This is a genomic window from Falsigemmobacter faecalis (genome assembly GCF_003863335.1).
Taxonomy (GTDB): Bacteria; Pseudomonadota; Alphaproteobacteria; order Rhodobacterales; family Rhodobacteraceae; genus Wagnerdoeblera; species Wagnerdoeblera faecalis.
The window spans coordinates 57,022-81,392 of the sequence record NZ_RRAZ01000017.1 but is presented as its reverse complement, the minus strand read 5'-3'; the positions used below and the strand labels follow the sequence as shown (position 1 = coordinate 81,392).

Below are 24,371 nucleotides of genomic sequence, written 5' to 3'. Positions count from 1 at the left end.
TCGTAAAAGCGGATCGGCCTTTATCCGGGCCACTTCAGGGGCATCAGAGATGTGGAAGGCAGAGGGTCTTCAAGGCAGACCTTTCCTCTGACGACAGACAGGATCTGATCGCCCGACGGACACTACGACAGCAATCTGTGACCCGGATCACGACAGGCGGGCTGATCCCTTCGGCAGCAGACCTGCTTTGCAAAGCGGTCGCAGCGAGGGTGCGCCCGGAGGCTGCGCCCCCTTCTTACAGCCCGCGAGGGGGCCGCCCGGCGACCGGTGCCATCATCGCCTCAGTTCCCCGGATTGAGAGGTCACTTCGGCGACACTGTCACCTGCGATGCACCCATCGCATGGAGCGCTCTCAGACGCTGGGAGGGCTCTCTCAACCGGAGAGGAGAACGGCCTGCGGTGGCGGTGGCTCCGTTGGGCACAGCCGGACACCCCGGCGTGCTGTGCCGCTGGTAAGGAGAGCGCGATGAGTGGCAGAGATGCTTTCACACGTCCGGACACCAGAAGCGATGCCGGATCATCTGATCCGCAAAGCCCGAGGCCAGGGCCGCTTTCCCGCCGTGATCCGCAGCCTGATGACAGCCTGACAGATCATAATCCGCTGCTGTCAGCCGCCTCCATTCTGTTCTCTCTGATCGGGCGCATGCGCGCGCTCCCGCGCCTTTCCGATCCCGCGGCGCTGCAGCGCGCGGCCATGGCTGAGGTGCGCGCCTTTGAAGTCCTTGCGCTGCAAAGGGGGGCTCACCCGCAGCAGGTAAAGCTGGCGCGCTATGCGGTCTGCGCGACGCTGGATGACGTGGCGCGCTGCAGGCCCTGGGCGGAGGCCTTGGGCTGGGATCGCGACCTCATGGTTGGCAGGTTTCACCGCGAAAATGTGGGGGGCAGCCGGTTCCGGGATCTGCTGGCCAGCCTTGAGGAAAATCCTGAGCAGAACATTGATCTGCTGGAGTTTTTTCACTTCTGCCTGGCGCTGGGCTTTGCGGGCGAATTGCGCGGGACGCAGGCGGGGGCCGAGCGTCTTCACGTGATCCGCGCGCGGCTTGCGGGCCTCCTTCAGGACCTGCGGCGGGCCAGGGCCGGGGGCCGCGCGCCGCTTGGAAGACCGGTACTCTGCAGGCACCGCGAGCGGTCGTTTCTGACACCGCTGTTGCTGGCTGTGGCCCTGGTCGCCTTTCTTCTGCCCGCGGGTTTTCTGATCCTCAGCCTTGCTCTGGCGCGTCAGAGTGAGGCGGCTTTCGCTGCGCTGGCCGCGCCCGATCGTGGCAGGTCTGATGTGCTCAGCCGTCGCGCGCCGGCCTTTGTGCCTGAGCTTTCACAGGAGATGGAGGCAGAACGCAGCCTGCTTGAAACCCGCCTTGCTGCGGAGATTGCCGCAGATCAGATCCGCCTGGTGCGCGACGGGACCACGATCACCCTCAGCCTGGACAGTGAGCAGCTTTTCCGGCGCGGTTCCGACCAGCTGCGGCCGGAGGCGCAGCCTCTGTTGCAGCGCCTGGCCGCGGCGCTGGTCACATTCCAGGGGCAGGTTTTGGTCGGGGGGCACTCCGATCATCAGCCGCAGCTCTCGGCCAGGTTTCCGACGGGTCTGCACCTCACGCTTGCCCGGGCCGCGGCCTTGCGGGCCAGATTTGCAGACCTGGCCGATCCCTCTGTGCAGCTGGCAAAGGAGGTGCGTGTCGTTAGGGAGTTAACGGCCCGGGATGGCAGATCTGAGGGCAGGTCCCAGACCCGCAGGATCGATATTTCGCTGGTGATGGAGCGTAAAGAATGATGCGGTGGCGGCTGAAAAACTCCCTCCCGCGCTGTGCGGCTGCGCTGCTGACGGGGGCATCGCTGACATTCTTCCTTTGGGTCTTCGGCCCCCTCCTGCGCATCGGAGAGGCGCTTCCCCTGGAGGATATGACCGTCCGTCCGGCGCTAATCGCTGTCCTTTGGGGGGGCATTTCGCTGGTGCTTTTATGGGGCAGCCGTCGCGACAGGCGGCGCGATGCGGCGCTGCTGCGCGATCTGTCGGGGCTCTATCCTGCGGGTCTTTCTGAGATCGGGCTGCGCAGCAAAGCCGCAGGTCGGCTTTATGAGCGGCCCTGGTATCTGGTCCTCGGTTCCGAAGGCGTTGGGAAAACGACGGTAATTTTGAATTCCGGCCTTGGTCTGCCGCCTGGAGATACCCGGGAAGGCGGCGATCTGGCCGACAGGGACTTCCGGATATGGCGCGCCGATGAAGCCGTTCTGATTGAGACCACAGGCCGCGATCTTCCGCCGGGCCTGGCGGCGGTTTTGAAAAAGCACCGAAGCCGTCAGCCGGTGAATGGGGTGATCCTGACCGCCAGCCTGCCGGATCTGATCCGCCACGACGCCCCGGCCCGTCGGGCCGAAGCTGACGCCCTGCGCCGTCAGCTTGGTGATCTTCAGGCAGAGTTTGGCCTTGCACTGCCGGTCTGGGTCCTTTTCACCGGCAGTGATCTGATCGCGGGATTTACTGAAACCTTTGAGGCCTCGGGTACGGCACCGCCGCCGCTCTGGGGCTTTACGCTGCCGCTGCTGCGGCGCGGCGGCCAGAATGACCCGGTGGCGGAGTTTGATCGCGGTTTTGATGCGCTGCTGAGGCAGCTCAGCGCGGGCACAGTCGGGCGGCTTGCGGCTGAAAGCGATCCCGAACGCTGCAGTCTGATCGTCGATTTTCCCGCTGCAATGGCGGTTCTTCGCCCGCTTGCAACGGGTTGGCTGGGGGAGGTTTTTGCGCAGGGCCAGGCTCAGACTGTCGGAGCTTTGCGCGGGGCGTGGCTCAGCTCGGGCGGCGGGGGGGGCCGACGGGTCGATCCGCTGCGACCTGCCATGCTGCAGAAATTCGGGGTAGAGGGTCCGATGCCCTCTGCCGCAGGCTCCGCGAGTGAGCCGTTGTTTTTAAACGGCCTTTTTCAGCAGATCATCCTGCCTGAAGCGGGGCTGGTTTCTGCGGGTGACCGGGCCGGGCGGCGCGGCAGATGGGTACAGGCAACGGCCCTGGCGGCAGCTCTGGCGCTGAGCGCGGGTTTGGGGTGGCCGCTGATCAAAAGCTATCTGGGCAATCAGGCGTTGGTCGAACGGATTGCCCAGCAGGCGCGGGAGGCTGAGGCCCTGATCCCTCAGGGGCCGGTCACTGACAGCGATCTGGCCGGCGTGATCCCGGTGCTTGACCGGCTCAGCCGTCTGCCCGGCAATCCCGAAGCAGAGGTTCTGGGCGCATCACCCGCCCTGGGGTTAGGGCTTTACCAGGGCGATCTGCTGCAGAATGACGCGCGCCTGGCCTATCGAAACGCGCTGAACCGTCTTCTTCTGCCGCGGCTTCTTCTGCGCCTCGAAGAGGTGATGCAAAGTCGCGTGAATGAGCCCGGGGTGATCTTCCCGGCACTGAAGGTCGCTCTGATGCTGGGTCAGGCCGGCCCGCTGGCGCCCCCCGAGGTTTTCGCCTGGTTCGCCGAAGATATGGCGCAGCACAGCTCTGAAGAGCTGACGGGGCGTGTTGCCTATCATCTCGGCCAGTTGATCCGCCAGCCGATGGAGAGGGTGGCTCTCAACGCGCATCTGGTCGGGCAGATGCGGGGGGTTCTGACCCGTATGCCCCAGGCGCAGCGGATTTATGATGGCATCGTTGCCCGTGCTGCCACCGCCGGTCTGCCACCGTTCCGGTTGCAGGATGCGGCGGGGCATGGTGCGGCACAGGCGCTGCTGCGGCCCTCCGGTGCCGCGCTGAGCGAGGGTATTTCAGGGCTTTACACACGACAGGGCTTTCATCAGTTTTTTTTGCCTGCCGCTGCGGATGTGGCAATGCGGCTGCAAAGAGATGCATGGGTCCTCGGCCCCGTGACCGGCCCGGAGGGGGACGGGCGGGCTTACCGGGCGATCACCCGCGATGTGCTGGGGCTATACTATCAGGCCTATATCGCGCGCTATGAGGGGCTTCTGGGCGATCTTGATATCTCCGCGTTTGAAAGCCCGGCCCATGCGGTTGAAGTTCTGGGGGTGCTGTCGCAGCCGGCCTCGCCGCTGCGAAACCTGATGAATGCGATCGCGCGGGAGACCTGGTTGACCCTGCCGGATGATGCAACTGCCCAGCGGTCTGATGCGGCAGGCGGCGGGCTGTCCGCTCTGCCACGGCGGCCTGTCACCGGGCGTGGCGGCGAGGCGCCGGGCGCTGTTGTTGAGAACCATTTCCGGCCTTTTCGCGAACTGCTGGGCGCGGGGGGCGGGCGGCCCTCGCCGCTCGATCTGATGATCGCGGATATGGGGGAGCTGCACCGGGACATCCCCCTCAGAGGGGCGGGACGCCCGGAAGCAAAAGAGCTGTTGAAGCTGGACAAGGTCGCGGCACCGGTCAGCCGATGGTCGGCGCAGATCCGCGAGGGAGTGGCCGCACCCGGGGGGGAAAGCCTTCGCGCCGCACTGACGAAGCGCTGGCAGCGGGAGGTTCTGCCGCTTTGCCGGCAGGTCACGTCCAGCGGCTATCCTTTTGTGCCCGGTGCAGGATCTGAGGTCTCGTTGCAGGATTTCGCAATGCTTTTCGGAGCAAAGGGGAAGCTGGAGAGTTTCTTTCAGGCAAATCTTGCCCCATTTGTCGAGACCCGGAGCGAGGGGGCCTGGAGGTCACGACCGCACGGAGGCACCGATCCCGGATTTGCCCCGGCGGTGCTGGAGGCCTTTCGCCAGGCCGCGCAGATCCGTGAGGTCTTCTTCGCATCCGATCCGGGGCCGGAGGTGACCTTCCGGATGACGCCCCATGCGCTTGACCCGAAGATCCGCAGGGTGGTGCTGGAGAGTGGCGGGACGCGGTTCACTTCCTCTCACGGGGAGACAGAGCCTGCGGAGGTGACCTGGCCGGGGCCTGCGGGTCACGCGCGGGTGACACTGGAGGCTGCGGAGCCCGGATCCGCGCACAGCCTGAGCCGTGAGGGGCCCTGGGCCCTGATGCGGTTGATGGCGGCCGCGGAGATGCGGTCTGCAGGAGAGGGAGAAACCGTTCTGGTCTTTCGCATCGGCGGGCGGGCGGTGAGTTTCACGGTCAAAGCCCGGGGGGCTTCCGCTCTTCCGCTGGCGGCGCTGATGACATTCCGTTGCCCGCAGTCGTTCTGAGGCAGGGCGCAGATTGCGAAAAGCGGTCGCGCGATCTGCAGTCGATCCGGTCATCCGTGCCGGACCGCGGGGGGGGATGGACGCCGGCTGACCAGGCAGCCGGCGGGTCCGGCGGCCTCAGGCGGCGTGGCGACGGGCGTAAATCTTTTCCCAGGTCGATACGGTCTGTTCTTCGATGAACAGAAGTCCGGCCACATCCTCAGCGCTCAAACCGTCTGCAAGCAGCAAAAGCGCATTGGCCATCCGGGCCTGGAGCAGTTCCGGGTTCTTGCTGTCCAGAGTCTTCAGCAGCATGTCGCGGTCTTTTTCGGAGAGGTGCATGGTGGTCTTTTCTGACTGTCAGACGGGAAAGCGCGCCTTTCGCACAGTCTTCGCGGCTCTGCAACGGGATGGCTGCGTGATCGCGCCCGGCCAGACGCGGGTCCGCAGAGAAACCCCTTAAAAACAAAGCACCGCCCGCCCCGGTCGGGGCGGGCGGTGACAAAACCACGCAGGCGTGATCAGACCAGAAAGCGCGGGAGCGGCGCTCTCAGTCCTCTTCAGCCTCGTCGCGGGCCGCCTCCTGAGTCGCGCCGATCTGCCGGAGAGGCTGATCCTGACGCTGCTCAGACGGCGGTTGCGGCTGCGCCTGGCTCTGAGCCGGTTCGCCCGGGCGCGGCGTGGTCTTATCAGGCTCTCTGGTCATAGGGATCTCCGGCTCTCTGAGAGTGCCTGGTGACAGTCCGGTGCCGGGGGCGGCGGACCGTTACTCAGGGCTGTGGGTGCTAAAGTCAGATCATCGGCGGGGGCGTGCTGCGCAGACGCCTCGCGCGTTCCTCCTCGGTCTCCGCGGCGTGCCAGCCCTCGCCTTCATAGCGGCTGCGCAGTTCCGAGAGTTCGGCCGCGTCAACCACGGTGAGGGCATTCTCAACCGCGATCCGATGCTCATCCGGCGTGCGGACGGACACCAGAACCCCGCCGCGGCGCAGCGCTTCACCGTAAACCGGGGCGTCTTCCTCGGGGATCCCGAGATCGGCGAGCGCACCGATTGCGCCACCGGCCAGCGCCCCGCCTGCGGCCCCCGCAAGGGTCGCTGCCAGCCAGCCCGCCGCCACGACCGGGCCGAGACCCGGGATCGCCAGCATCCCAAGACCCGCGAGCAGACCTGCACCGCCGCCCACCGCTGCGCCAACACCTGCACCGGTTGCCGTCGCGGTCGGGGCGTCATGCATTTCAACGCGGTCGACCGGCTCACCCAGACGGGTCTGATAGTCCCGGTGCGTGGTCTGCACGGATTCGTTGCCCGCGAAGGAGGCATCCACCCCCGCGAGTTTCATACCGTTCACGGCATCAATCGCACGGCGGGCATCGTCATAAGTGCGGTAAAGTCGGGTAATAACAGTCATGTAAACTCTCCTCAATCCGAGCCGGGTTATTTGGTGCTGGTGACGACATTGCCTTTGTAGTCGACGGCGACATCGACATCCGCACCGTCCAGCTTGCCGCTGCTGCGCCAGATGCCGTTATCGTCTTTGGTCATCTCAGCGACATCGGTGAGGCCCCAGGCAATGGCACGGTCGCGGGCCTGGTTTTCGGTGAAGCTGTTGGCACCTTCAAAGGGGGCACCGGCCTCGGGTTCAGCGCGATCAAAGGCATCGCCGTGACAGGCGGCCAGAAAGTCGTCTTTGCTCACGCCGGTCGCCGCGATCTCTTTGCCATCAATGCGGGCGCGGGCATAATAAGAGGGCGCCTCAGTTTCGCTGAGCATTCCGTTTGCATCCGTATCGCGGCGGGTGAACTCGGCGTCGCAATCCATCGGGGTGCCGGCGGCACCCGGGGCCATCGGTGTACCTGCGGCACCCGGGGTGGCGGGGGCCATGGGGGTTGCGGGCGGCGTCATCGGGGTCGTGGCGGCCGGAGGCGTCTCAGGGGCGGTCGGGGCCGCCGGGGTCTGCGCCAAGGAGGGTGCAGCAAGGGCGAGTGCCATAAGGCCCGTGATCAGCGGTGTCCGGTTCATCAGCATCGGTTTTCCTCCATACGGTAACCGTGATTTCCTGATGAGACAAAGCGGAAGCGGGCTCTCCAGTTCCGCCGGTTCTTTGAGTCGCACCTGCTGAACAGCGGGTATGGAATGCTGTTCGGAAATATGGGTAATTCATAATTACTTGTAATATATCGGTAAATTTAAAAATCTTTGACCGGTTACACTCAGGGTTGCAGCAATGATCCGCCGCACGCCTGCTTCGGAATGGCAAAAGCCGGCCCATCAGGGCCGGCTTTCAAAAACCTTTGGAACAAATCCGCTCAGAAACCGGCTTTGATCTTTTCAAACTCTGCCAGCTGACGCTCGCGCAGCTTCGGATCATTGGGCACCTGAGCGAGGGTCGGAGCGCTGATTTCCTGCAGACCGGCCTTCACCAGGGTCTCTTTGTCGATGCCTTCCATGCCCTTCTGGTTGGCGTGGCCATAGCCCAGCTCCTCCAGGAGCGGTTTGGCCGCATCGGCACGGATCCAGGAGTTCACGAAATCATAGAGCTTCTCTTCAGAGCCGGGGCCGTCTTTCATATTGACGAAACCGCAGGTGAAGGTGGCCGAGCCCTCGGTTGCTTCGCGCTGGAAGCCAACGGGGTAGTTCTCCGCCTGCAAAAGCGCCACCCCGTCATTCCAGGACCAGGAGATGCTGACCGCGCCAGCGGCCATCTGCTGGATCTGATCGGCCGGGTCAGCCCAGTAGTGATAGACGTTCTCATGGGCCTTGCGCAGCCAGTCGGCGGCGGCCTGATACTGCGCGTCGGTGACCTCGGTCCAGTCGGTCACGCCGGTGGCGAGATAGGCCAGCGACCAGACGTCATCCGAGCTGTCGGGCAGCGAGATGCGGCCCTGATATTTCGGGTTCACAAAGACCTGCAGCGAGGCAACGTCTTCGGCCGGAACGGTCTCGGTGTTATAGGCCACGGCGGTGGCACCCCAGTAAGACGGCAGGAACCAGATGCCCTGCTCGTCCTTAAACACCTCAGAATCGAGCATCGCAGGATAGATGTCGTTGAACGCCGGGATCTTCGAGGTATCCCAGGGCTCAATCAGACCGGCATCGCGGTATTTCGACACCATCTGCGAGCAGGGGTGAACGCCGTCGACCCGAAAGCCCGAGGCGACCTTCTGGAAGGCCTCATCGTCATCGCCGAAAAGCGCGAAGGTGGGCGTGGTGCCGTGTTTGGCGACATATTCGGCAAAGAGGCCATCGACCTCAAAACCGGCCCAGTCAAAAATGGTAAGATCAGCATCTGCCGAAATCGCCGGCGTGGCGAGGAAACTGACGGCGGAAAGGAGAAGGGCGGATTTGCGGATCATCATTGGTCCTCAAAGCGGGAGATCAGATCGCGGAGCCTAGCGAAGCCGCCCGTCCCCCTCAAGGGCGAACCGCAGCGCGAGGGGGGGCAGGCAGCGGGTGACCGAAAAAGATGCAGGGGGGGGCAGGCTGCGGGGGACGCGCGTCAGGGCTATAATTTCTGGTGCAAAGCTGCCGTCATCGGGCATAGTCGGCCGGTCGGGGCAACTATGGCGTTACAAAGTGATCACTCAGCGCTGGTGCCTGCGGATGGCACGCTTCAATCGCTGGCAGAACCATCTGCTGCTGGACTGTCTGGACGCCCTGCCGGTACCGCGCCTGCGCGGGCTTTTGCAGGCGCGCGAGGGGGCTTTCGGCGATCTTTTGTCGCGCGCGCTGGTCAGCGATCTGATCTGGATGCGCCGTCTGGAGCAGGTGCCCGAAGTGCTGCACCCGGCCCTCGCCGAAGGGCTGGCGCTGGTGGATTTCGCCGCCTGGCGGCGCGAGCGGCAGAGCGTCGATGCGCTGCTGGTTGCCTGGTCTGCCCGGCAGGGAGCCGGGGGGACCGGGGGGCAGCTTTATTGGTATGCGGCCGAAAGCGGACGGGTTGTCTCGCAGCCGCTCGGGCTTTGTCTGACCCAGATCTTCTGGTCGCAGGGCGAGGCCCGGGGGCGCATCACCGAGCATCTCCTCGGGGCCGGGGTGGCGCTGTCGCTGCCGGATCTGCTGTCGCTGCCGGAAGATGCCGAATGGATGGCGTGACGCTTTAAGCTTGAAACTTCATCCGGCCTTTGTTTCACTGCCGCCAACCCCTGCTACGGAGAGGCGTCATGCCGGTCGATTTCAACGCAACCAAAGCCCTGTTCGATCTGCCTGAGGGCATGATCTATCTCGACGGCAATTCGCTGGGTCCGCTGCCCAAAGGGGTGCCTGCGCGGGTGGCGGCGGCGGTGCAGCAGGAATGGGGCGGTATGCTGATTACCGCCTGGAACCGCGCGGGCTGGATGGAGATGCCGCGCCGTGTGGGCGACCGTATCGCCCGGCTGATCGGCGCTGAGGCGGGGGCCGTGGTCATGGGCGATACGCTCTCGATCAAGGTCTATCAGGCGCTTGCCTCGGCGCTGGAGCTGCGCCCCGGGCGTCGGGTGGTGCTTTCGGATACCGGCAATTTCCCGTCGGATCTTTATATTGCCGATGGTCTGCTGCGCACGCTGGGCCCGGAGTATGTGCTGAAAACCGTCGCCCCCGAAGAGGTCGAGGCTGCGATTGATGAGACGGTCGCTGCCATCCTGATCACCGAGGTCGACTACCGCACCGGTCGTCGCCACAACATGGCTGCGCTGACGGCAAAAGCCCATGCCGCGGGCGCGCTGGCGATCTGGGATCTGGCGCATAGTGCCGGTGCCGTCGATTGCGAAGTGGCCGCTGGTGGCGCGGATTTTGCCGTGGGCTGCAGCTATAAATATCTGAACTCCGGCCCGGGTGGTCCGGCCTTCATCTATGTGGCACCCCGCCTCGCCGATCAGGTGCGCCCGGCCCTCTCGGGCTGGCTCGGCCATGACAGCCCCTTCGCCTTTGATCTGACCTATCGCCCCGGCGCGGGGATTGAGCGGATGCGTGTGGGCACCCCGGCGATCCTGCAGCTTGCAGCGCTCGATGCGGCGCTCGACGTCTGGGAAGGGGTCGCGGTCCGGGATCTGCGGGCGCGATCGCTGGAGCTGACCGATGCTTTCATCGCGGGCGTCACCGCGAAATGCCCGGGCCTTGAGCTTGCGACCCCGATGGATCATGCCGCGCGCGGCTCGCAGGTCAGCTTTCGCCACCCGGAGGGCTATGCCGTCATGCAGGCGCTGATTTCGCGCGGTGTGGTGGGCGACTTCCGCGCGCCCGATATTCTGCGCTTCGGCTTCACCCCGCTCTATATCGGGCTTGAGGAGGTCAGCCGCGCGGTGGACATCCTGGCGGAAATCCTGGAAACCAAAGCCTGGGACCGCGATGAGTTCAAAACGAAAGCTGCCGTGACCTGATGAAGCGACTTCCGCCTCTGTGCCGCCCGGCGGCCTGGGCCTGCCTCTGGCGCAGGATGGCGGAGCTTTGGGTGGGGACGGCGCGGGCCTGAGCCCGCTTTGTCCCCCCACACACATCCCCCCGGAGCCCGTTATGAGCCAGTGTCCCTATAATCCCGCCCGCGAGGGCGCGCAGATGTCGTTTCAGGACCGCATGTCCTATGTCGATTATCTGCAGCTTGATACCATCCTGTCTGCACAAAAGCCGCTGTCGCAGGCCCATGATGAGATGCTTTTCATCATCCAGCACCAGACCTCTGAGCTGTGGATGCGCCTCGCGCTGCATGAGATGAATGCCTGCCGCCAGGCGCTGGCCGCGGATCAGCTGCGCCAGGCCTTCAAGATGCTCAGCCGCATCGCGCGGATCTTTGAGCAGCTGAACTCTGCCTGGGATGTGCTGCGCACCATGACGCCCAGCGATTACCAGAGCTTCCGCCCCAGCCTCGGGCAAAGCTCGGGGTTTCAGTCGGCGCAGTACCGGCTGATCGAATATGCCGTGGGTAACCGCAATCTTGCGATGCTCGGCCCCCATGAGCACCGCCCCGATCTGGTCGCGGCTCTGGAGGCAGAACTGGCGAAACCTTCGCTTTATGATGAGGCGCTGCGGGCGCTGTCGCGCATGGGGCTGGCGGTGCCGCAGGACATTCTGAGCCGCGATCTGCGCGCGCCCTGGGCGGAAGACACGCGCATTGAGGCGGTCTGGTGTGAGGTCTACCGCAATCCCGAAAGGTGGTGGGAGGCTTATGAGCTGGCCGAGAAGCTGGTGGATTTTGAGGACTACTTCCGCCGCTGGCGCTTTAACCATGTCACCACGGTTGAGCGGGTGATCGGCTTTCGGCGCGGCACCGGCGGCACCGAGGGCGTGAGCTATCTGCGCCGTATGCTGGAGGTGGAACTTTTCCCCGAACTCTGGCGTATGCGAACCACTCTTTAACCAACTGCGGGCAGGGTGGGGAGAACCCGCCCCTTCCACCTGCGCGCAAAAGGGTGCACTTATCCCGTGATGGAATAACCCCGGAGAGGGTATGAGAAAGCTTTTTCTGACAGCTGCGCTTCTCGCACTCGCAGCCTGCACCTGGGACGCGGACAAAGGTCAGTTCGTGCCGAAACCGCCGCCGCCGATCGCGGAAGAACTTCAGCCGGTGGACTGGTCCGCCCGCGAAGACGGCGGCTTTAAGATCCCGGCCCTCGATCCGGCGAAAGTGCCGGTCGAATATCAGCGCACGCTGGTGCCGAACCCGCTGCCGGAGGAGGCTCCGGGGACGATCCTCGTGGATACCACCACACGCCATCTCTATCTGATCCAGGATGAGCGTTCGGCGCTGCGCTATGGCATTGGCATCGGCAAAGACGGTTTCGGCTGGAAGGGCGAGACAGTCGTGAACCACAAGGCGCGCTGGCCGAAGTGGACCCCGCCGCCGGAGATGATCAAGCGCACCCCCTCGCTGGAGCGCTGGAAAGACGGCCAGCCCGGCGGGCTGAGTAACCCCCTCGGGGCGCGGGCGATCTATCTTTACAAAGACGGCTATGACACGGGTTTCCGCATTCATGGCACGCCGGACTGGCGCTCGATCGGCGGCAATGCCTCGGCGGGCTGTTTCCGGATGATCCAGCAGGATGTCATTGATCTGCACGCCCGCGTCAGCCCCGGCGCGAAAGTCATTGTGCGCTGAAATACCACCGGGGGCGGATTTGCCTTTGCCCCCGGTTGAAAGTTAAATTTTCTCAGTGATCTACACGGCGTCTTGTTGACTTTTGACCCATGCTTTGCGCCCATCCCCCTGTCAATCTGAAGGGAGGCGCGCGATGCGTCACATGTTGAAAACGACGGCTCTCACGGCGGTGCTGCTGAGCACGGCTGCCACGGGCTTTGCCGGCACCGATGGCTATCACACCGTGAATGGCTACAGCGATGCGCAGGGCCAGCTCGGCTTTGATCTGACGCAGATCGGCGGCTATGGTGAGCTGACCGTCGCGGTGCAGGGCTTTGGCGGCATGGGATATGGCAAATGCGTGGTGGCGTTCCGGCGCGCAGACGACGGCGTGATTGCTGAGACCGCTGCCGTGCAGCAGCAAAGCTCGGCGACCTGCCCGGCGGAGATCGCCTTCACCTCAAAGCCCGCCGACAAGGGTATGCTGGAAGTCACCTTCACCGAAGGCGGCGCTCTGAAGGGGCACAGCTATGAGCTGTTCACCGTGCTGCGCCCCTATGCCGACAGCGATGCGGTGACCGCGCCGAAGAATTTCGATGTCCTTGGCATGACCATCGGTGAAGACCGCGCAGTGATTGAGGGGAAGCTGAAAGCCGAAGGCTTCGCCAAAGATGAGGGCGACAGCAATACCCTGAGCTACCGCGACGGCAGCACCCGCGCGCTGGAAATGTGGACGAAAGGCAGAAGTGAGCGCCTGGACCGGGCTGAAGATACGATCTTCATCACCTGGACCTCGCAGATGGCAGGGATCGAGGCCCCTGAGAAAGTCGCCTTCATCGGCCGTGAGTGGAACATCCCCGAAAGCGCAAATCTGGCGATCAATGTGCTTGATAAATCTCTGGCCGACAAACACGGCGAAGGCAGCATGAAGGGTGTGATCTTTTATGATCGCGCGGGGGCCCTTGTGTCCACGGCTTACTCGGAGGTCTGTGATGAGGCCATCCATCTGCAGGCCGTCGCAGTGCCCTATTCCTCGCATGGTATGCGCAGCGATGGCGAGCAGATGCAGATTGCCTGCGGTGCCGGTGTCCGGATCTACACCAATGAGGATTTCAATGTCCCCGGCCGCGCGGGCTCAATGAAGGTTGAGCTGCGCAAGGGGGACGTGGCCTATGCAGACTTCTGGAACACCTGGTCCCCGGCAGAGGCAAAGCGCCTCCAGGAGGCCTATGAGCTGCAAAAAGGTATGGTCGGCGCCGCGCCGAAGCTCTGAGCTGCCGGTCGCATAAGCAGGACCGCCCGCAGATCGCGGGCGGTCCTTTTGTTTTCCTGACCCGCTCTGACCCGGAGCAGGTATGGGGTGAAAACACCCGCTCATTGCCGTGTTGCTGCCAGGCCTCGTCAGAGTGGCTTCACGCTCCGCGGCAGCAACACGGCCATGCCAGGCTGGCACAGGCCCGGAGGATGCGCCTGCCGCGCGGATCAACAAAGCCAATGCAAGCAGCACGCTCCCAGCCGGACAGGGGACCTCGCAGCCAGTTCCCCAGGCGGGAAGGGCTCTGAGGGAGCACGGATGAACCCGAGGTCATGGAGCGATTTGGCCCGAGGCGCGTACGGCCCTGGGCCTTCCGCAGATCTCACCAAAGAAAAACCCCGCCTGATCAGGGCGGGGCTTTAAAGATCGCAGCTGAGCGGAAGATCAGAGGCCGAGTTTGGCGTTCACGATGTCATTCACCGCAGCCGGGTTGGCTTTGCCGCCGGTCGATTTCATCACCTGGCCCACGAACCAGCCCGCAAGTTTCGGGTTTTGCTTCGCTTTTTCGACCTGCGCGGGGTTGGCAGCGATGATCTCTTCGACGGCTTTCTCGATCGCGCCGGTGTCGGTCACCTGCTTCATCCCGCGCTCTTCGACGATGACCGCCGGATCGCCGCCTTCCGTCCAGAGGATTTCAAAGAGATCCTTCGCGAGTTTGCCCGAGATCACCTGATTGCCGAGGAGATCCAGAAGACCACCCAGCTGAACGGCCGAAACCGGGCTTGCTGCGATCTCAAGGCCTTCTTTGTTCAGACGGCCAAAGAGCTCATTGATGACCCAGTTGGCCGCAATCTTGCCGTCACGGCCACCGGCCACGGCGTCAAAATAGGCACCGGCATCAAGCTCTGCCGTCAGAACCGAGGCGTCGTAATCGGTCAGACCATAGTCGCCCATGAAGCGCTGCTTTTTGGCGTCCGGCAGTTCCGGCATGGTGCGGGCGATTTCATCGACCCAGGCCTGCTCGATTTCCAGCGGCAGCAGATCGGGGCAGGGGAAGTAGCGGTAATCATGCGCTTCTTCCTTCGAGCGCATCGAGCGGGTCTCGTTTTTATCCGGATCGTAAAGGCGGGTTTCCTGATCCACCTTGCCGCCGTCTTCGACGATGGCGATCTGGCGGCGGGCCTCAACGTCGATGGCCGCCTGGATAAAGCGCATCGAGTTCATGTTCTTGATCTCGCAGCGCGTGCCAAGCCAGCCGAAATCGCCGGTTTCCTGGAACTTCTCATAATTGCCGATCGGGCAGATTGAGACGTTCACATCGGCGCGCATATTGCCGTTTTGCATATTGCCGTCGCAGGTGCCGAGATAGCGCAGGATCTGGCGCAGCTTGGTCACAAAGGCTGCGGCCTCTTCCGGGCCACGGATATCGGGGCGCGAGACGATCTCCATCAGCGCCACGCCGGTGCGGTTGAAGTCCACAAAAGACAGCGCCGGATCCATGTCGTGGATCGACTTGCCGGCGTCCTGCTCAAGGTGGATCCGCTCGATGCGCACCAGACGGGCGATACCGGGCGCGAGTTCCACCAGCACTTCGCCCTCGCCCACGATGGGGTGATAAAGCTGGCTGATCTGATAGCCCTGCGGCAGATCCGGGTAGAAATAGTTCTTGCGGTCAAAGGCCGAGCGCAGGTTGATCCCTGCCTTCAGGCCCAGACCGGTGCGCACAGCCTGCTCGACGCAGAATTCATTGATGACCGGCAGCATACCCGGCATCGCGGCATCGACGAAGGCGACGTTGGAATTCGGCTCTGCGCCAAAAGAAGTCGAGGCGCCGGAGAAAAGCTTCGCCTGGCTGGAGACCTGGGCATGGATCTCCATCCCGATCACAATTTCCCAGTCTTGCTTGGCGCCCGCATACACTTTCGGCTGCGGCGCGGTATAGGTCAGGTCGAGCATGGTCTGCCTCCGGTGTTGCAGCCTGCCGAATAGCGCAGCAGGCGAAATTGAGCAAGCCGCGAGGCCGGGTCACAGAGCCGCAATCCGGCTTTTCAACCGCCCCGTCGAAAGCCGCGCTCAGAGGCGAATCCGCGGGCCGGACCTCTATCGGCTACTCCCCGCCCATGGGAACATTGCAGGGGTTGATCGGGAACATTCCGCTTTTTGCCTGCTGCTTCCGGCGAAATTTCGCCAATTTGTGACCAGTTCCCGGCCACAGGGTTGCCCTGGGGGCACCTGGCGGGCAGCAATCGCGCGCCGGGCACTGGATCCGGTGCTGCCCGGATCCTCGCATGAGACCCCTTACCCGCTCGCTGATCATCGCTCTTGTTGCTCTTCTGCCCGCCGCCTGCACCCTCAATGAGGGGGCCAATGCGACCGCAGAGCCGCCCGTCGCCCGTTGGGATCATCGCCCCAATGCCGGGAACTGGACCAAAGCAACGCTGGCCGCGATCTCGACGCGGGGACAGGCCCTGGTGGCCACGCCGCTTTCCGATGTCACCACCTTCTGCCCGGGGTATCCCGGTGCCTCCGAGGCGGAAAAGCAGGCCTTCTGGGTCGGCATCTTCTCGGCGCTGGCCAAGCATGAAAGCACCTGGAACCCGCAGGCTGCCGGGGCAGGCGGGCGCTACCGCGGGCTGTTGCAGATCTCTCCGGCCACCGCGCGGGCCTATGGCTGCGATGCGGGCGCGCTTTATGAGGCCGAAGCCAATCTCAGCTGCGCGGTGAACATCGCCTCGCGGCAGGTGGCAAAGACCGGAAAAGTGGCGGGCGGCCCGGGCGACTGGGGCGGGCTGGCGATGGACTGGGGTCCGATGCGCAATGCCTCCAAGCGCGCAGAGATTGCCTCCTGGACCCGCAATCAGGCCTATTGTCAGGCCTGAGTCGCGGCTTTCCGCCTGCGGGCAGATCTTGCGTTGAATATCGAACCTTGCGAAGAAACCCCCGTGCAGATCCTCTGCGGCGGGGGTTTCTTGTTTCTGCGCGCGATTCAGCGCTGAAGAAACGCAGGAACTGCACTTTGATCCGGTCTAAAATCGCGGGAATAGTCCTGTCGCGCGGCGGAGATCAGCATGCGTATTCTTATCCTCGGCTCCGGTGTCATCGGTGTAACCTCAGCCTGGTATCTGGCGAAGGCCGGACATGAGGTGACGGTGATCGACCGCGCCGCAGGTGCCGCCCAGGAGACCAGCTTTGCCAATGCCGGGCAGATCAGCCCTGGCTATTCCGCGCCCTGGGCCGCGCCGGGCGTGCCGTTCAAAGCCGTGAAATGGATGTTTGAGCGCCATGCCCCGCTGGTTTTGCACTGGACCTCTGACAAGGACCGCCTGCGCTGGATGCTGGAGATGCTGGCGAACTGCACCTCCAAAGCCTATGCGCGCAACAAAAGCCGCATGGTGCGTCTGGCGGAATATAGCCGCGACTGCATGGATGATCTGCGCGCTGAGACCGGCCTGAGCTATGACAACCGCGAGCAGGGCACCCTGCAGGTTTTCCGCACGCAAAAGCAGGTCGATGCCGCCGCGAAAGACATCGAAGTGCTGCGCAAAGACGGCGTGCCCTTTGAGGTGCTCGACCGCGCGGGCTGCATCGCGGCCGAGCCGGGTCTGGCCGGATCAGCCCACCGCATTGCGGGCGGTCTGCGTCTGCCGGGTGACGGCACCGGCGATTGCTTTAAGTTCACCAATGTCCTGCAGGAAAAGGCCGCTGCTGCCGGTGTGACCTTCAAATATGGCGTGACGATCCATTCGATCCTGTCGAACGGCGACCGCATCACCGGGGTCACCACTTCGGCGGGGCTGATGGAGGCGGATTCTTATGTTGTGGCGCTGGGCTCTTATGCGCCGCAGATCGTGCAGCATCTGGGCATCCGTCTGCCGATCCAGCCGCTGAAGGGCTATTCCATCACCGCGCCGATCGTGGATGAGGCGAAGGCCCCGGTCTCGACGGTGATGGATGAGACCTTCAAGGTCGCGATCACCCGTCTGGGCGGCCGGATCCGGGTCGGGGGTCTGGCCGAAATCGCGGGCTATGATCTGAGCCTGCACCAGCGCCGCCGCGAGACGCTGGAGAAATCGCTGACCGAGATGTTCGGCGGGGCGGGCGATCTGTCGCAGGCGACCTTCTGGACCGGCCTGCGCCCGATGACGCCCGATGGCACCCCGATTGTGGGCCAGACCCCCTATCGCAACCTCTGGACCAATACCGGCCACGGCACGCTGGGCTGGACCATGGCGGCAGGCTCGGGCCGGATGCTCGCGGATCTGATGTCGGGCCTGCAGCCGCAGATCGACCCCTCGGGTCTGGCGGTGTCGCGCTATGGCCGCAGCGCGCCGGAAACGCGCAGCGCCGCGCCGCTGCGCCCGGCCACGATCTGAGATCCGCAGACAGCAGAAAAGCCGGCCCCGCGAAGGGCCGGCTTTTTCATGTCCGGGACGGGGCGCTCAGGCGGATCTGACGGTCGCGGTCGCGCCCAGAGCATTGGCAAGCGATTTGAACCGCGCCTGGGCCACTTCGGCAAAGAGGGCCTCTCCCCTTGGCTGCAGGGTCAGCTCCAGAAGCTTCTTCTTTGGCTGCCAGCGCAGCGCTGCTGCCTCATTCGGATCCCCCAAAGCGAACATCGCGCCAAAGCGCATCGCCTTGCCCAGCACTTCGGCCTGACGCAGCTCATCTTCGTTCAAAAGCCGGAACAGCGCCTCAAAGCGCGAGCCAGAGCGGCTGTTTTTATAGCGGTGCAGCAGCGAGAGCCCCAGGAAGACCCGCCCGGGATGGTCGAGCCCGCCTAAGTTGGCGCGGGTGGCGTTCTCAAAGCAGACCTCGGCGCGGTAATCGGGATGCGAGCGCCAGGTGGTGTCATGCAGCAGGCAGGCCGCTTTGATCAGCCGCGAGCGTTCCATATCGGCGTCTTTGAACAGCGGCAACAGGAAGGTGAAGAGCTTCTTGCCAAAACCCGGCATCCGGGACTGCGTGGCCTCCATCTGACGGGCGGCCTCAATCAGCGGATCGCGCTCGCGCAGGCGCTGCGGCATCTGCTCATAGAGCAGCCCCTCGCGGATGCCATAGGATGAGACGTCAATCTCGCGCAGCCTGAACATCTGCACCATGGCGGAGAGAACCTCGCCCGCCAGCGGCACCAGTTCCATCCGCTCAGCGGAAGTGCCGGTGCGGCTGCGCAGCGTCGCGGGATCATTGCGCCGGATCCAGTCCACGGTCTCAAGGACCGCCGCAGGCTCCATGCGGTATTCATGCAAAACCGTCAGCGGATAGCCGCGCCGCTCCATATCAAGGCGCGCGATCACCCGCCAGGAGCCGCCCACCAGATAGAGCCGCTCGCCCTCAGGCTTCACGATATCACGGGCTTTGCGCAAAATGCGCTCAATGACCTTCGCGCGCTGTTCAGGCCCGCCCTCGACCTGTTGCAGGCGGAAGGGCCCCAGCGGCGTCGAGATACGGTCCCCGACCTTGCCCTTGCCGATCCGCGCCAGTTCCATCGAGTTGCCACCGATGTCGCAGACGATCCCGGAGGCATCGGGCCAGCCCAGAAGCACGCCCTGGGCGGTCAGACGGGCCTCTTCCTGGCCGTCGATGACGAAAAGTCTGAGCCCGGTCTCGCGCTCAACCTCGGCCTGAAATTCGGGGCCGTCTTCGGCTTCGCGCACGGCGGCGGTGGCGACCACGGTCAGGGGGGCAATGCCCATTCCGTCGGCCAGCGCGGCAAAGCGGCGGAGCGCTGCCAGCGCCCGGATCCGGCCTTCGGGGTTCAGACGCCCGGTCTGCGCCAGACCTTTGCCAAGACCCGCCATGACCTTTTCGTTGTAGAAATAGGCCGGGCTGCGGGCCGCGCCGTCAAAGACCACCATCCGCACCGAGTTTGAGCCGACATCCACCACGCCAACCCGGCTCAGGGCGCGGGCAGAGGGGTCCTCAAAGAGCGGGCGGCCGAAGGGCTCAAAATCATCGATCATCAGGAAATCCGGCTTTGCCGTGAAGGGGAAAAGGCCGCGAGGCGAAAGCCCCCGCGACCTGAAACGCTGCATATCCCTTAAGATTCGATTTCAAGCGGGAGTCCCGGCAGCTTTGGTCCACTGCGCGAAAATGCGCGGAGTGGACCGTCGCGTCAATCCCCGGAAAAGCCCAGCCGCGGCACATCGGCCGCCCCCGCAGAGCCGCGCCCCGAAAGCGAGGGGTTCTCCATAAAGAAGCGATGACAGCTGAAAAGCCGCTGATCTTCGCTTTGCAACTGGCGCGCGTAGCGGCCATCGGGGCCGAGAATCCAGCTCTGCGCCTCATCGGCCATATTGGCGGCCATGATCTGGCTTTCGATCTGTGCCTTGACGGTGGGGTTCAGGATCTCGACCAGCGTCTCGACCCGGCGGTTCAGGTTGCGCCGCATCCAGTCGGCCGAGGAGATGAAGACCCGCGCATTGCGCGAGGGCAGCCCCTCACCGCCGCCAAAGCAGACGATGCGGCTGTGCTCAAGGAAGCGCCCGACGATGGATTTCACGCGGATGTTTTCCGACAGCCCCGCAATGCCGGGCCGCAACCCGCACATGCCGCGCACCACAAGGCTGATCTTCACCCCCGCCTGACTTGCGGCGTAAAGCGCGTCGATCACTTCCATATCAATGAGCGAGTTCATCTTCGCCCAGATCTCACCGCGCCGCCCCTGACGGGCATGGTCGGCCTCTGCCGCGATCAGCTCCAGCAGGCGCGGTTTCTGGCTGATAGGCGAGATCGCAAGGTTCTCCAGGTTGTCGGGCTGCACATAGCCCGAGAGATAATTAAACACCTTGGTCGCATCCCGGCCCAGCGCCGCATCACAGGTGAAGAAGCTGAGGTCGGTGTAAATCTTCGCGGTGATCGGGTGGTAATTGCCGGTCCCGAAATGGGTATAGGTGACCAGGCTGTCACCCTCACGCCGCACCACGGTTGAGATTTTCGCATGGGTTTTCAAATGCATGAAGCCGTAAACCACATGCGCGCCCGAGCGCTCAAGCCGGCGTGACTGGCGGATGTTGGAGGCCTCATCGAAGCGGGCTTTCAACTCAACCAGCGCGGTGATGGATTTGCCGTTCTCCGCCGCTTCGCACAGCGCATCCACGACGGGGCTGTCGTAAGAGGTGCGGTAAAGCGTCTGTTTGATCGCCAGCACATTGGGGTCGCGCGCCGCCTGCTGCAAAAAGCGGATGACCATGTCGAAGGTCTCATAGGGATGATGCAGCAGCATGTCCTTTTGTCGGATCGCGGCGAAAATATCGCCGTCGTGATCCAGAACCCGCTCGGGCACGCGCGGGGTGAAGGGCGGCCAGAGCAGATCGGGCCGCGAAGAGATCACCAGCTCTTTCAGATCCGCCACGCCGATCAGGCCCTTAACCTCAACCACCTCATCTGAGGTGACGTCGAGCTCTTCCATGATGAGCGCGCGCAAAGCCTCGGGCGCCCCGGCCGAGATTTTCAGCCGGATCACCTCGCCGCGGCGGCGGCGCTTCAGGGCCGTCTCGAATTCGCGCACCAGATCCTCGGCCTCATCCTCGACCTCCAGATCGCTGTCGCGCAGCACCCGGAACGCGCAGTGGCCGATCTCATCATAGCCCGGGAAAAGCGATGAGAGGTTCAGCAGCAGCAGATCCTCCAGCGGCAGAACGCGGTATCTGCCCTCTTCGGCGGGCAGGATGACAAAGCGCGAAATCTGGTTCGGGATCGGCAGCAAGGCCTGCAGGCGGCGGCGATCGGAGGTGCGCTCCAGCTCCAGCCCCAGCGAAAAGCCGGTATTGGGGATGAAGGGGAAGGGATGCGCCGGATCAATCGCCAGCGGCGAGAGCACCGGAAACACCTGGTGCAGGAAATACTCGCGCAGAAAGTCCCGGTCACCCTGCGTCAGACGCGCGCGGGTCAGGATCGAGATCCCGGCCTCTTCCATGGCCGTGCTGAGGCTGCGGTAGGTTTTTTGCTGCGTGCTCATCAGATCGCGGGCATCGGCGTTGATCAGGCGCAGCTGTTCTGCCGGGGGATGACCATCATCTGAGAGCATCCGGTTGCCCGAGCGCACCAGCTGGCGCAGGCCTGCCACGCGGACGGTGTAGAACTCATCGAGATTGGTGGCCGAGATCGACAGGAACCGCAGCCGCTCAAGCAGCGGCACACGGGGGTTTTCGGCCTCCTCCAGCACGCGCCAGTTAAAGGCCAGCCAGCTGAGTTCACGGTTGAAAAAACGTTTTGCCCCCTCAGTTTCGCCTTCGGGAAGCGTGACGGGATCGGCGAAGGGTGCGGAGAGGAAATCGGCCTGGGTCATGATGTCACTGATGAAGCTGCTCTGTGACAGTGATGTGACAAATCTGCAGGCGCAAGGCGGCTTTCTGTGAAAATACGAAAAGCCGCCTGCAGGGCTCAGGGCTCGGGCGGGGTCGCGCCGCGGTAAATATCGCTCTCCACATAGCGCGCCGAGGCATAGCGCACGAGAACGCCGATCGCTGCCGCCACCGGAACCGCCACCAGCATTCCTGCAAAACCAAAAAGCGTGCCGAAGGCCGAAAGCGCAAACAGCAGCCAGACCGGGTGCAGCCCGACCGAGCCGCCCACCAGACGCGGCGTGATGATATTGCCCTCAAGGAACTGTCCGACCGCGAAGATTGCGGCAATCAGTCCCACCGACCACCAGTCGCCCCAGTATTGCACCAGTGCAAGGCCAATGGCGAGCACGCCGCCAACGATGGAGCCGATATAGGGAATGAAGGTGATCGCCCCGGCAATGGCGCCGACAATGAAGCCAAACTGCAGCCCGACCGCCGCCAGAGAGGCTGCGTAAAAGCCGCCAAGGATCAGACAGACCGTCAGCTGCCCGCGCACAAAGGCCGCCAGCACCCGGTCAATCTCGCCCGCCAGATGGCGCACGGTCGGCGCATAGTCACGCGGCAGCAGCTCATCAATGCGGCGCATCATGCGGTCCCAGTCGAGCAGCAGATAAAAGGCCACCACCGGCACGATGACCAGGAAAAGCACCCAGTCGAGCACACTGACCGCAGAGCCGATGACGGTATTCACCACCGTCATGCCGCGGGATTTGATCGCCTCACCCAGTTCGGCCAGAGAGGTGCGGATGGTTGAGGTATTATCGGTCAGCTCGGGAAAGCGCTCATAAAGATAATCCATCAGTTTGCGGATAATATCAGGTGCGGCGTTGATCAGATCGCTGAGCTGACGCACGAGGGTCGGAATGACCGAGAGAAACAGCGCCACAGTCGCAAAGAGTGCCGCCAGCGAAATGATCGCCGTGGCTGCGGTGCGCGACAGCCCCAGCTTTTGCAGCCGGTCGGCAACGGGGTCGAGGAAATAGGCAATCGCGCCGCCCACCAGAAAGGGCAGCATCACCTTGCCCAGCGCCCAGAGCACCACAAACAGCAGCACCATCCCGATGGCCCAGTATTTCAGCTGATCGCGAACCGGATGCGCCATACCACTCGTCCTTATCGTTTGAGACAGATTGCCCAGGATGGCCCGGTGTTCAAGAAGAATGGGGCCGCGCGGCGCAAAAGGCGGCCCTGCGCTCCCCCATGGCGCACTTGTCAGGGCAGGGCGCAGCGGCTAGGAAACCGCAAACCCTTATGCCAGAGGCCGCCCATGCGTCTGTCCCGCTATTTCCTGCCCGTTCTGAAGGAAGACCCCAAAGAGGCGCAGATCGTCTCGCACCGCTATATGCTGCGTGCGGGTATGATCAAACAGCAGTCGGCGGGGATTTATTCCTGGCTGCCGCTGGGCCTGCGGGTGCTCAGCCGCATTCAGCAGATCGTCAATGAAGAACAGATCCGCGCCGGTCACGTGCCGGTGCTGATGCCCACGCTGCAATCGGCCGATCTCTGGCGCGAGAGCGGGCGTTATGACGCCTATGGCCCCGAGATGCTGCGCATCAAAGACCGCCATGACCGTGAGATGCTTTACGGGCCGACCAATGAGGAAATGATCACGGATATGTTCCGTGCCCATGTCTCGTCCTACAAACAGCTGCCGCTGACGCTGTATCAGATCCAGTGGAAATTCCGCGATGAGATGCGCCCGCGCTTTGGCGTGATGCGTGGCCGCGAGTTCCTGATGAAGGACGGCTACAACTTCGACCTGACCAAAGACGACGCGCTGCACGCCTATAACCGCCATATGGTCAGCTATCTGCGCACCTATGAGCGCATGGGTCTGACCGCCATTCCGATGCGCGCCGATTCCGGACCGATCGGCGGCGAAGACACCCATGAATTCCTGGTTCTGGCGCAGACGGGTGAGTCGGAAGTCTTCTATGACGCCCGCGTCACCGATCTGAAACTGGGCGATCGCGCCGTCGATTACGAGGACCGCGCGGCGGTGAAGGCCGTCTGTGACGAGTTCACCACCCTCTATGCCCGCACCGATGAGACCCATGATGAGGGGATTTTCGCCGATGTCCCCGAAGAGCACCGTATGGTTGCGCGCGGGATTGAGGTCGGCCAGATCTTCTACTTCGGCACCAAATATTCCGAGGCTATGGGCGCCACCGTCGTCAGCCCCGAGGGCAAGCAGGTTCCGGTCGAAATGGGCTCGCATGGCATCGGCGTTTCGCGTCTGCTCGGTGCGATCATTGAGGCCAGCCACGACGACAAGGGCATCATCTGGCCCGAGGGCGTGACCCCCTTCCCGGTGGGCATTGTGAACCTGAAGCAGGGTGATGCAGGCACCGATGCGGCCTGTGACGCGCTTTACAAAGGTCTGGCGACAAAGGGTCTTGAGGCGCTTTACGATGACCGCGACGAGCGTGCGGGCGCGAAATTCGCCACCATGGATCTGATCGGTCTGCCTTGGCGCATCACCGTGGGCCCGCGCGGTCTGGCCAATGGCGTGGTCGAAGTGACCAGCCGCCGCAGCGGTGTTTCGGAAGAGATGTCGGCGGAAGCGGCAATCGCAAAGATCGCCGCGATCTACGAAAACATCTGAGCCGGGGCCTTTGCAACCCAGGCGACAGTCGG

The 24,371-nt window shown here is 63.6% G+C and carries 18 protein-coding genes; 10 read left to right on the top strand and 8 right to left on the bottom strand.

All coding sequences use genetic code 11. The annotated features are described in order from the left end of the window. Positions 1 to 328: 328 nt before the first annotated feature. Together icmH and tssM are read left to right on the top strand one after the other, a co-directional pair. A complete protein-coding gene (icmH, locus tag EG244_RS12795) occupies positions 329 to 1,771 on the top strand; it encodes a type IVB secretion system protein IcmH/DotU (protein WP_124965384.1) in 1,443 nt (480 codons plus the stop codon). After that, complete coding sequence (gene tssM / locus EG244_RS12790) at positions 1,768 to 5,109, top strand: type VI secretion system membrane subunit TssM (protein WP_124965383.1); 3,342 nt, start codon at positions 1,768 to 1,770, stop codon at positions 5,107 to 5,109. Before icmH ends, tssM begins: the two co-directional genes overlap by 4 nt. Before the next feature lie 117 nt (positions 5,110 to 5,226). On the opposite strand, the gene EG244_RS12785 is transcribed toward tssM, so the two are convergent. From EG244_RS12785 to EG244_RS12770, 4 genes are all read right to left on the bottom strand, one after another. After that, complete coding sequence (locus EG244_RS12785) at positions 5,227 to 5,430, bottom strand: helix-turn-helix domain-containing protein (RefSeq protein ID WP_124965382.1); 204 nt, start codon at positions 5,428 to 5,430, stop codon at positions 5,227 to 5,229. A 449-nt stretch (positions 5,431 to 5,879) separates the two neighbouring features. After that, entirely contained in the window at positions 5,880 to 6,494 is a 615-nt protein-coding gene (locus EG244_RS12780) for a hypothetical protein (protein ID WP_199737956.1), read from the bottom strand. A gap of 26 nt (positions 6,495 to 6,520) precedes the next feature. Next, positions 6,521 to 7,111, bottom strand: coding sequence for a hypothetical protein (locus tag EG244_RS20425; protein WP_158617301.1), 591 nt, complete (start codon positions 7,109 to 7,111; stop codon positions 6,521 to 6,523). A gap of 281 nt (positions 7,112 to 7,392) precedes the next feature. Next, positions 7,393 to 8,439, bottom strand: coding sequence for an ABC transporter substrate-binding protein (locus EG244_RS12770; protein WP_124965380.1), 1,047 nt, complete (start codon positions 8,437 to 8,439; stop codon positions 7,393 to 7,395). Positions 8,440 to 8,686: 247 nt separating this feature from the next. On the opposite strand from EG244_RS12770, the gene EG244_RS12765 reads away from it, so the two are divergent. From EG244_RS12765 to EG244_RS12745, 5 genes are all read left to right on the top strand, one after another. Continuing rightward, positions 8,687 to 9,178 carry a hypothetical protein gene (locus EG244_RS12765; RefSeq protein ID WP_124965379.1) on the top strand — a complete coding sequence of 164 codons (492 nt, stop codon included), beginning with the start codon at positions 8,687 to 8,689 and terminating at the stop codon, positions 9,176 to 9,178. A 68-nt stretch (positions 9,179 to 9,246) separates the two neighbouring features. Further along, a complete protein-coding gene (gene kynU, locus EG244_RS12760; RefSeq protein WP_124965378.1) occupies positions 9,247 to 10,443 on the top strand; it encodes a kynureninase in 1,197 nt (398 codons plus the stop codon). A gap of 133 nt (positions 10,444 to 10,576) precedes the next feature. Next, positions 10,577 to 11,416 carry a tryptophan 2,3-dioxygenase gene (gene kynA, locus EG244_RS12755; protein ID WP_124965377.1) on the top strand — a complete coding sequence of 280 codons (840 nt, stop codon included), beginning with the start codon at positions 10,577 to 10,579 and terminating at the stop codon, positions 11,414 to 11,416. Between the two features lie 91 nt (positions 11,417 to 11,507). Continuing rightward, entirely contained in the window at positions 11,508 to 12,155 is a 648-nt protein-coding gene (locus EG244_RS12750; RefSeq protein ID WP_124965376.1) for a L,D-transpeptidase, read from the top strand. 133 nt (positions 12,156 to 12,288) lie between these two features. Then, positions 12,289 to 13,407, top strand: coding sequence for a hypothetical protein (locus tag EG244_RS12745; protein ID WP_124965375.1), 1,119 nt, complete (start codon positions 12,289 to 12,291; stop codon positions 13,405 to 13,407). A 426-nt stretch (positions 13,408 to 13,833) separates the two neighbouring features. On the opposite strand, the gene gatB is transcribed toward EG244_RS12745, so the two are convergent. Beyond that, positions 13,834 to 15,345 (bottom strand): Asp-tRNA(Asn)/Glu-tRNA(Gln) amidotransferase subunit GatB, encoded by a 1,512-nt coding sequence (gene gatB / locus EG244_RS12740; RefSeq protein ID WP_124965374.1) that lies wholly within the window; start codon positions 15,343 to 15,345, stop codon positions 13,834 to 13,836. Positions 15,346 to 15,677: 332 nt separating this feature from the next. On the opposite strand from gatB, the gene EG244_RS12735 reads away from it, so the two are divergent. Both EG244_RS12735 and EG244_RS12730 read left to right on the top strand, forming a co-directional pair. Continuing rightward, the gene (locus EG244_RS12735) at positions 15,678 to 16,268 is read left to right on the top strand and encodes a transglycosylase SLT domain-containing protein (RefSeq protein ID WP_124965373.1); all 591 of its coding nucleotides are present in this window, start codon (positions 15,678 to 15,680) and stop codon (positions 16,266 to 16,268) included. Between the two features lie 189 nt (positions 16,269 to 16,457). Next, positions 16,458 to 17,762: a D-amino acid dehydrogenase gene (locus EG244_RS12730; protein WP_124965372.1), complete on the top strand. Its 1,305-nt coding sequence runs from the start codon at positions 16,458 to 16,460 to the stop codon at positions 17,760 to 17,762. Positions 17,763 to 17,828: 66 nt separating this feature from the next. Here the strand turns inward: EG244_RS12730 and EG244_RS12725 are convergent, their stop codons facing one another. The 3 genes from EG244_RS12725 to EG244_RS12715 form a co-directional block, all read right to left on the bottom strand. After that, complete coding sequence (locus EG244_RS12725) at positions 17,829 to 19,349, bottom strand: Ppx/GppA family phosphatase (RefSeq protein WP_124965371.1); 1,521 nt, start codon at positions 19,347 to 19,349, stop codon at positions 17,829 to 17,831. Positions 19,350 to 19,501: 152 nt separating this feature from the next. Continuing rightward, positions 19,502 to 21,676, bottom strand: coding sequence for an RNA degradosome polyphosphate kinase (locus EG244_RS12720; protein ID WP_124965370.1), 2,175 nt, complete (start codon positions 21,674 to 21,676; stop codon positions 19,502 to 19,504). Between the two features lie 95 nt (positions 21,677 to 21,771). After that, entirely contained in the window at positions 21,772 to 22,836 is a 1,065-nt protein-coding gene (locus tag EG244_RS12715) for an AI-2E family transporter (RefSeq protein ID WP_124965369.1), read from the bottom strand. 165 nt (positions 22,837 to 23,001) lie between these two features. Here EG244_RS12715 and proS point away from each other — a divergent pair, with 165 nt between their 5' ends. After that, the gene (proS, locus tag EG244_RS12710; protein ID WP_124965368.1) at positions 23,002 to 24,339 is read left to right on the top strand and encodes a proline--tRNA ligase; all 1,338 of its coding nucleotides are present in this window, start codon (positions 23,002 to 23,004) and stop codon (positions 24,337 to 24,339) included. Positions 24,340 to 24,371: the final 32 nt, after the last annotated feature.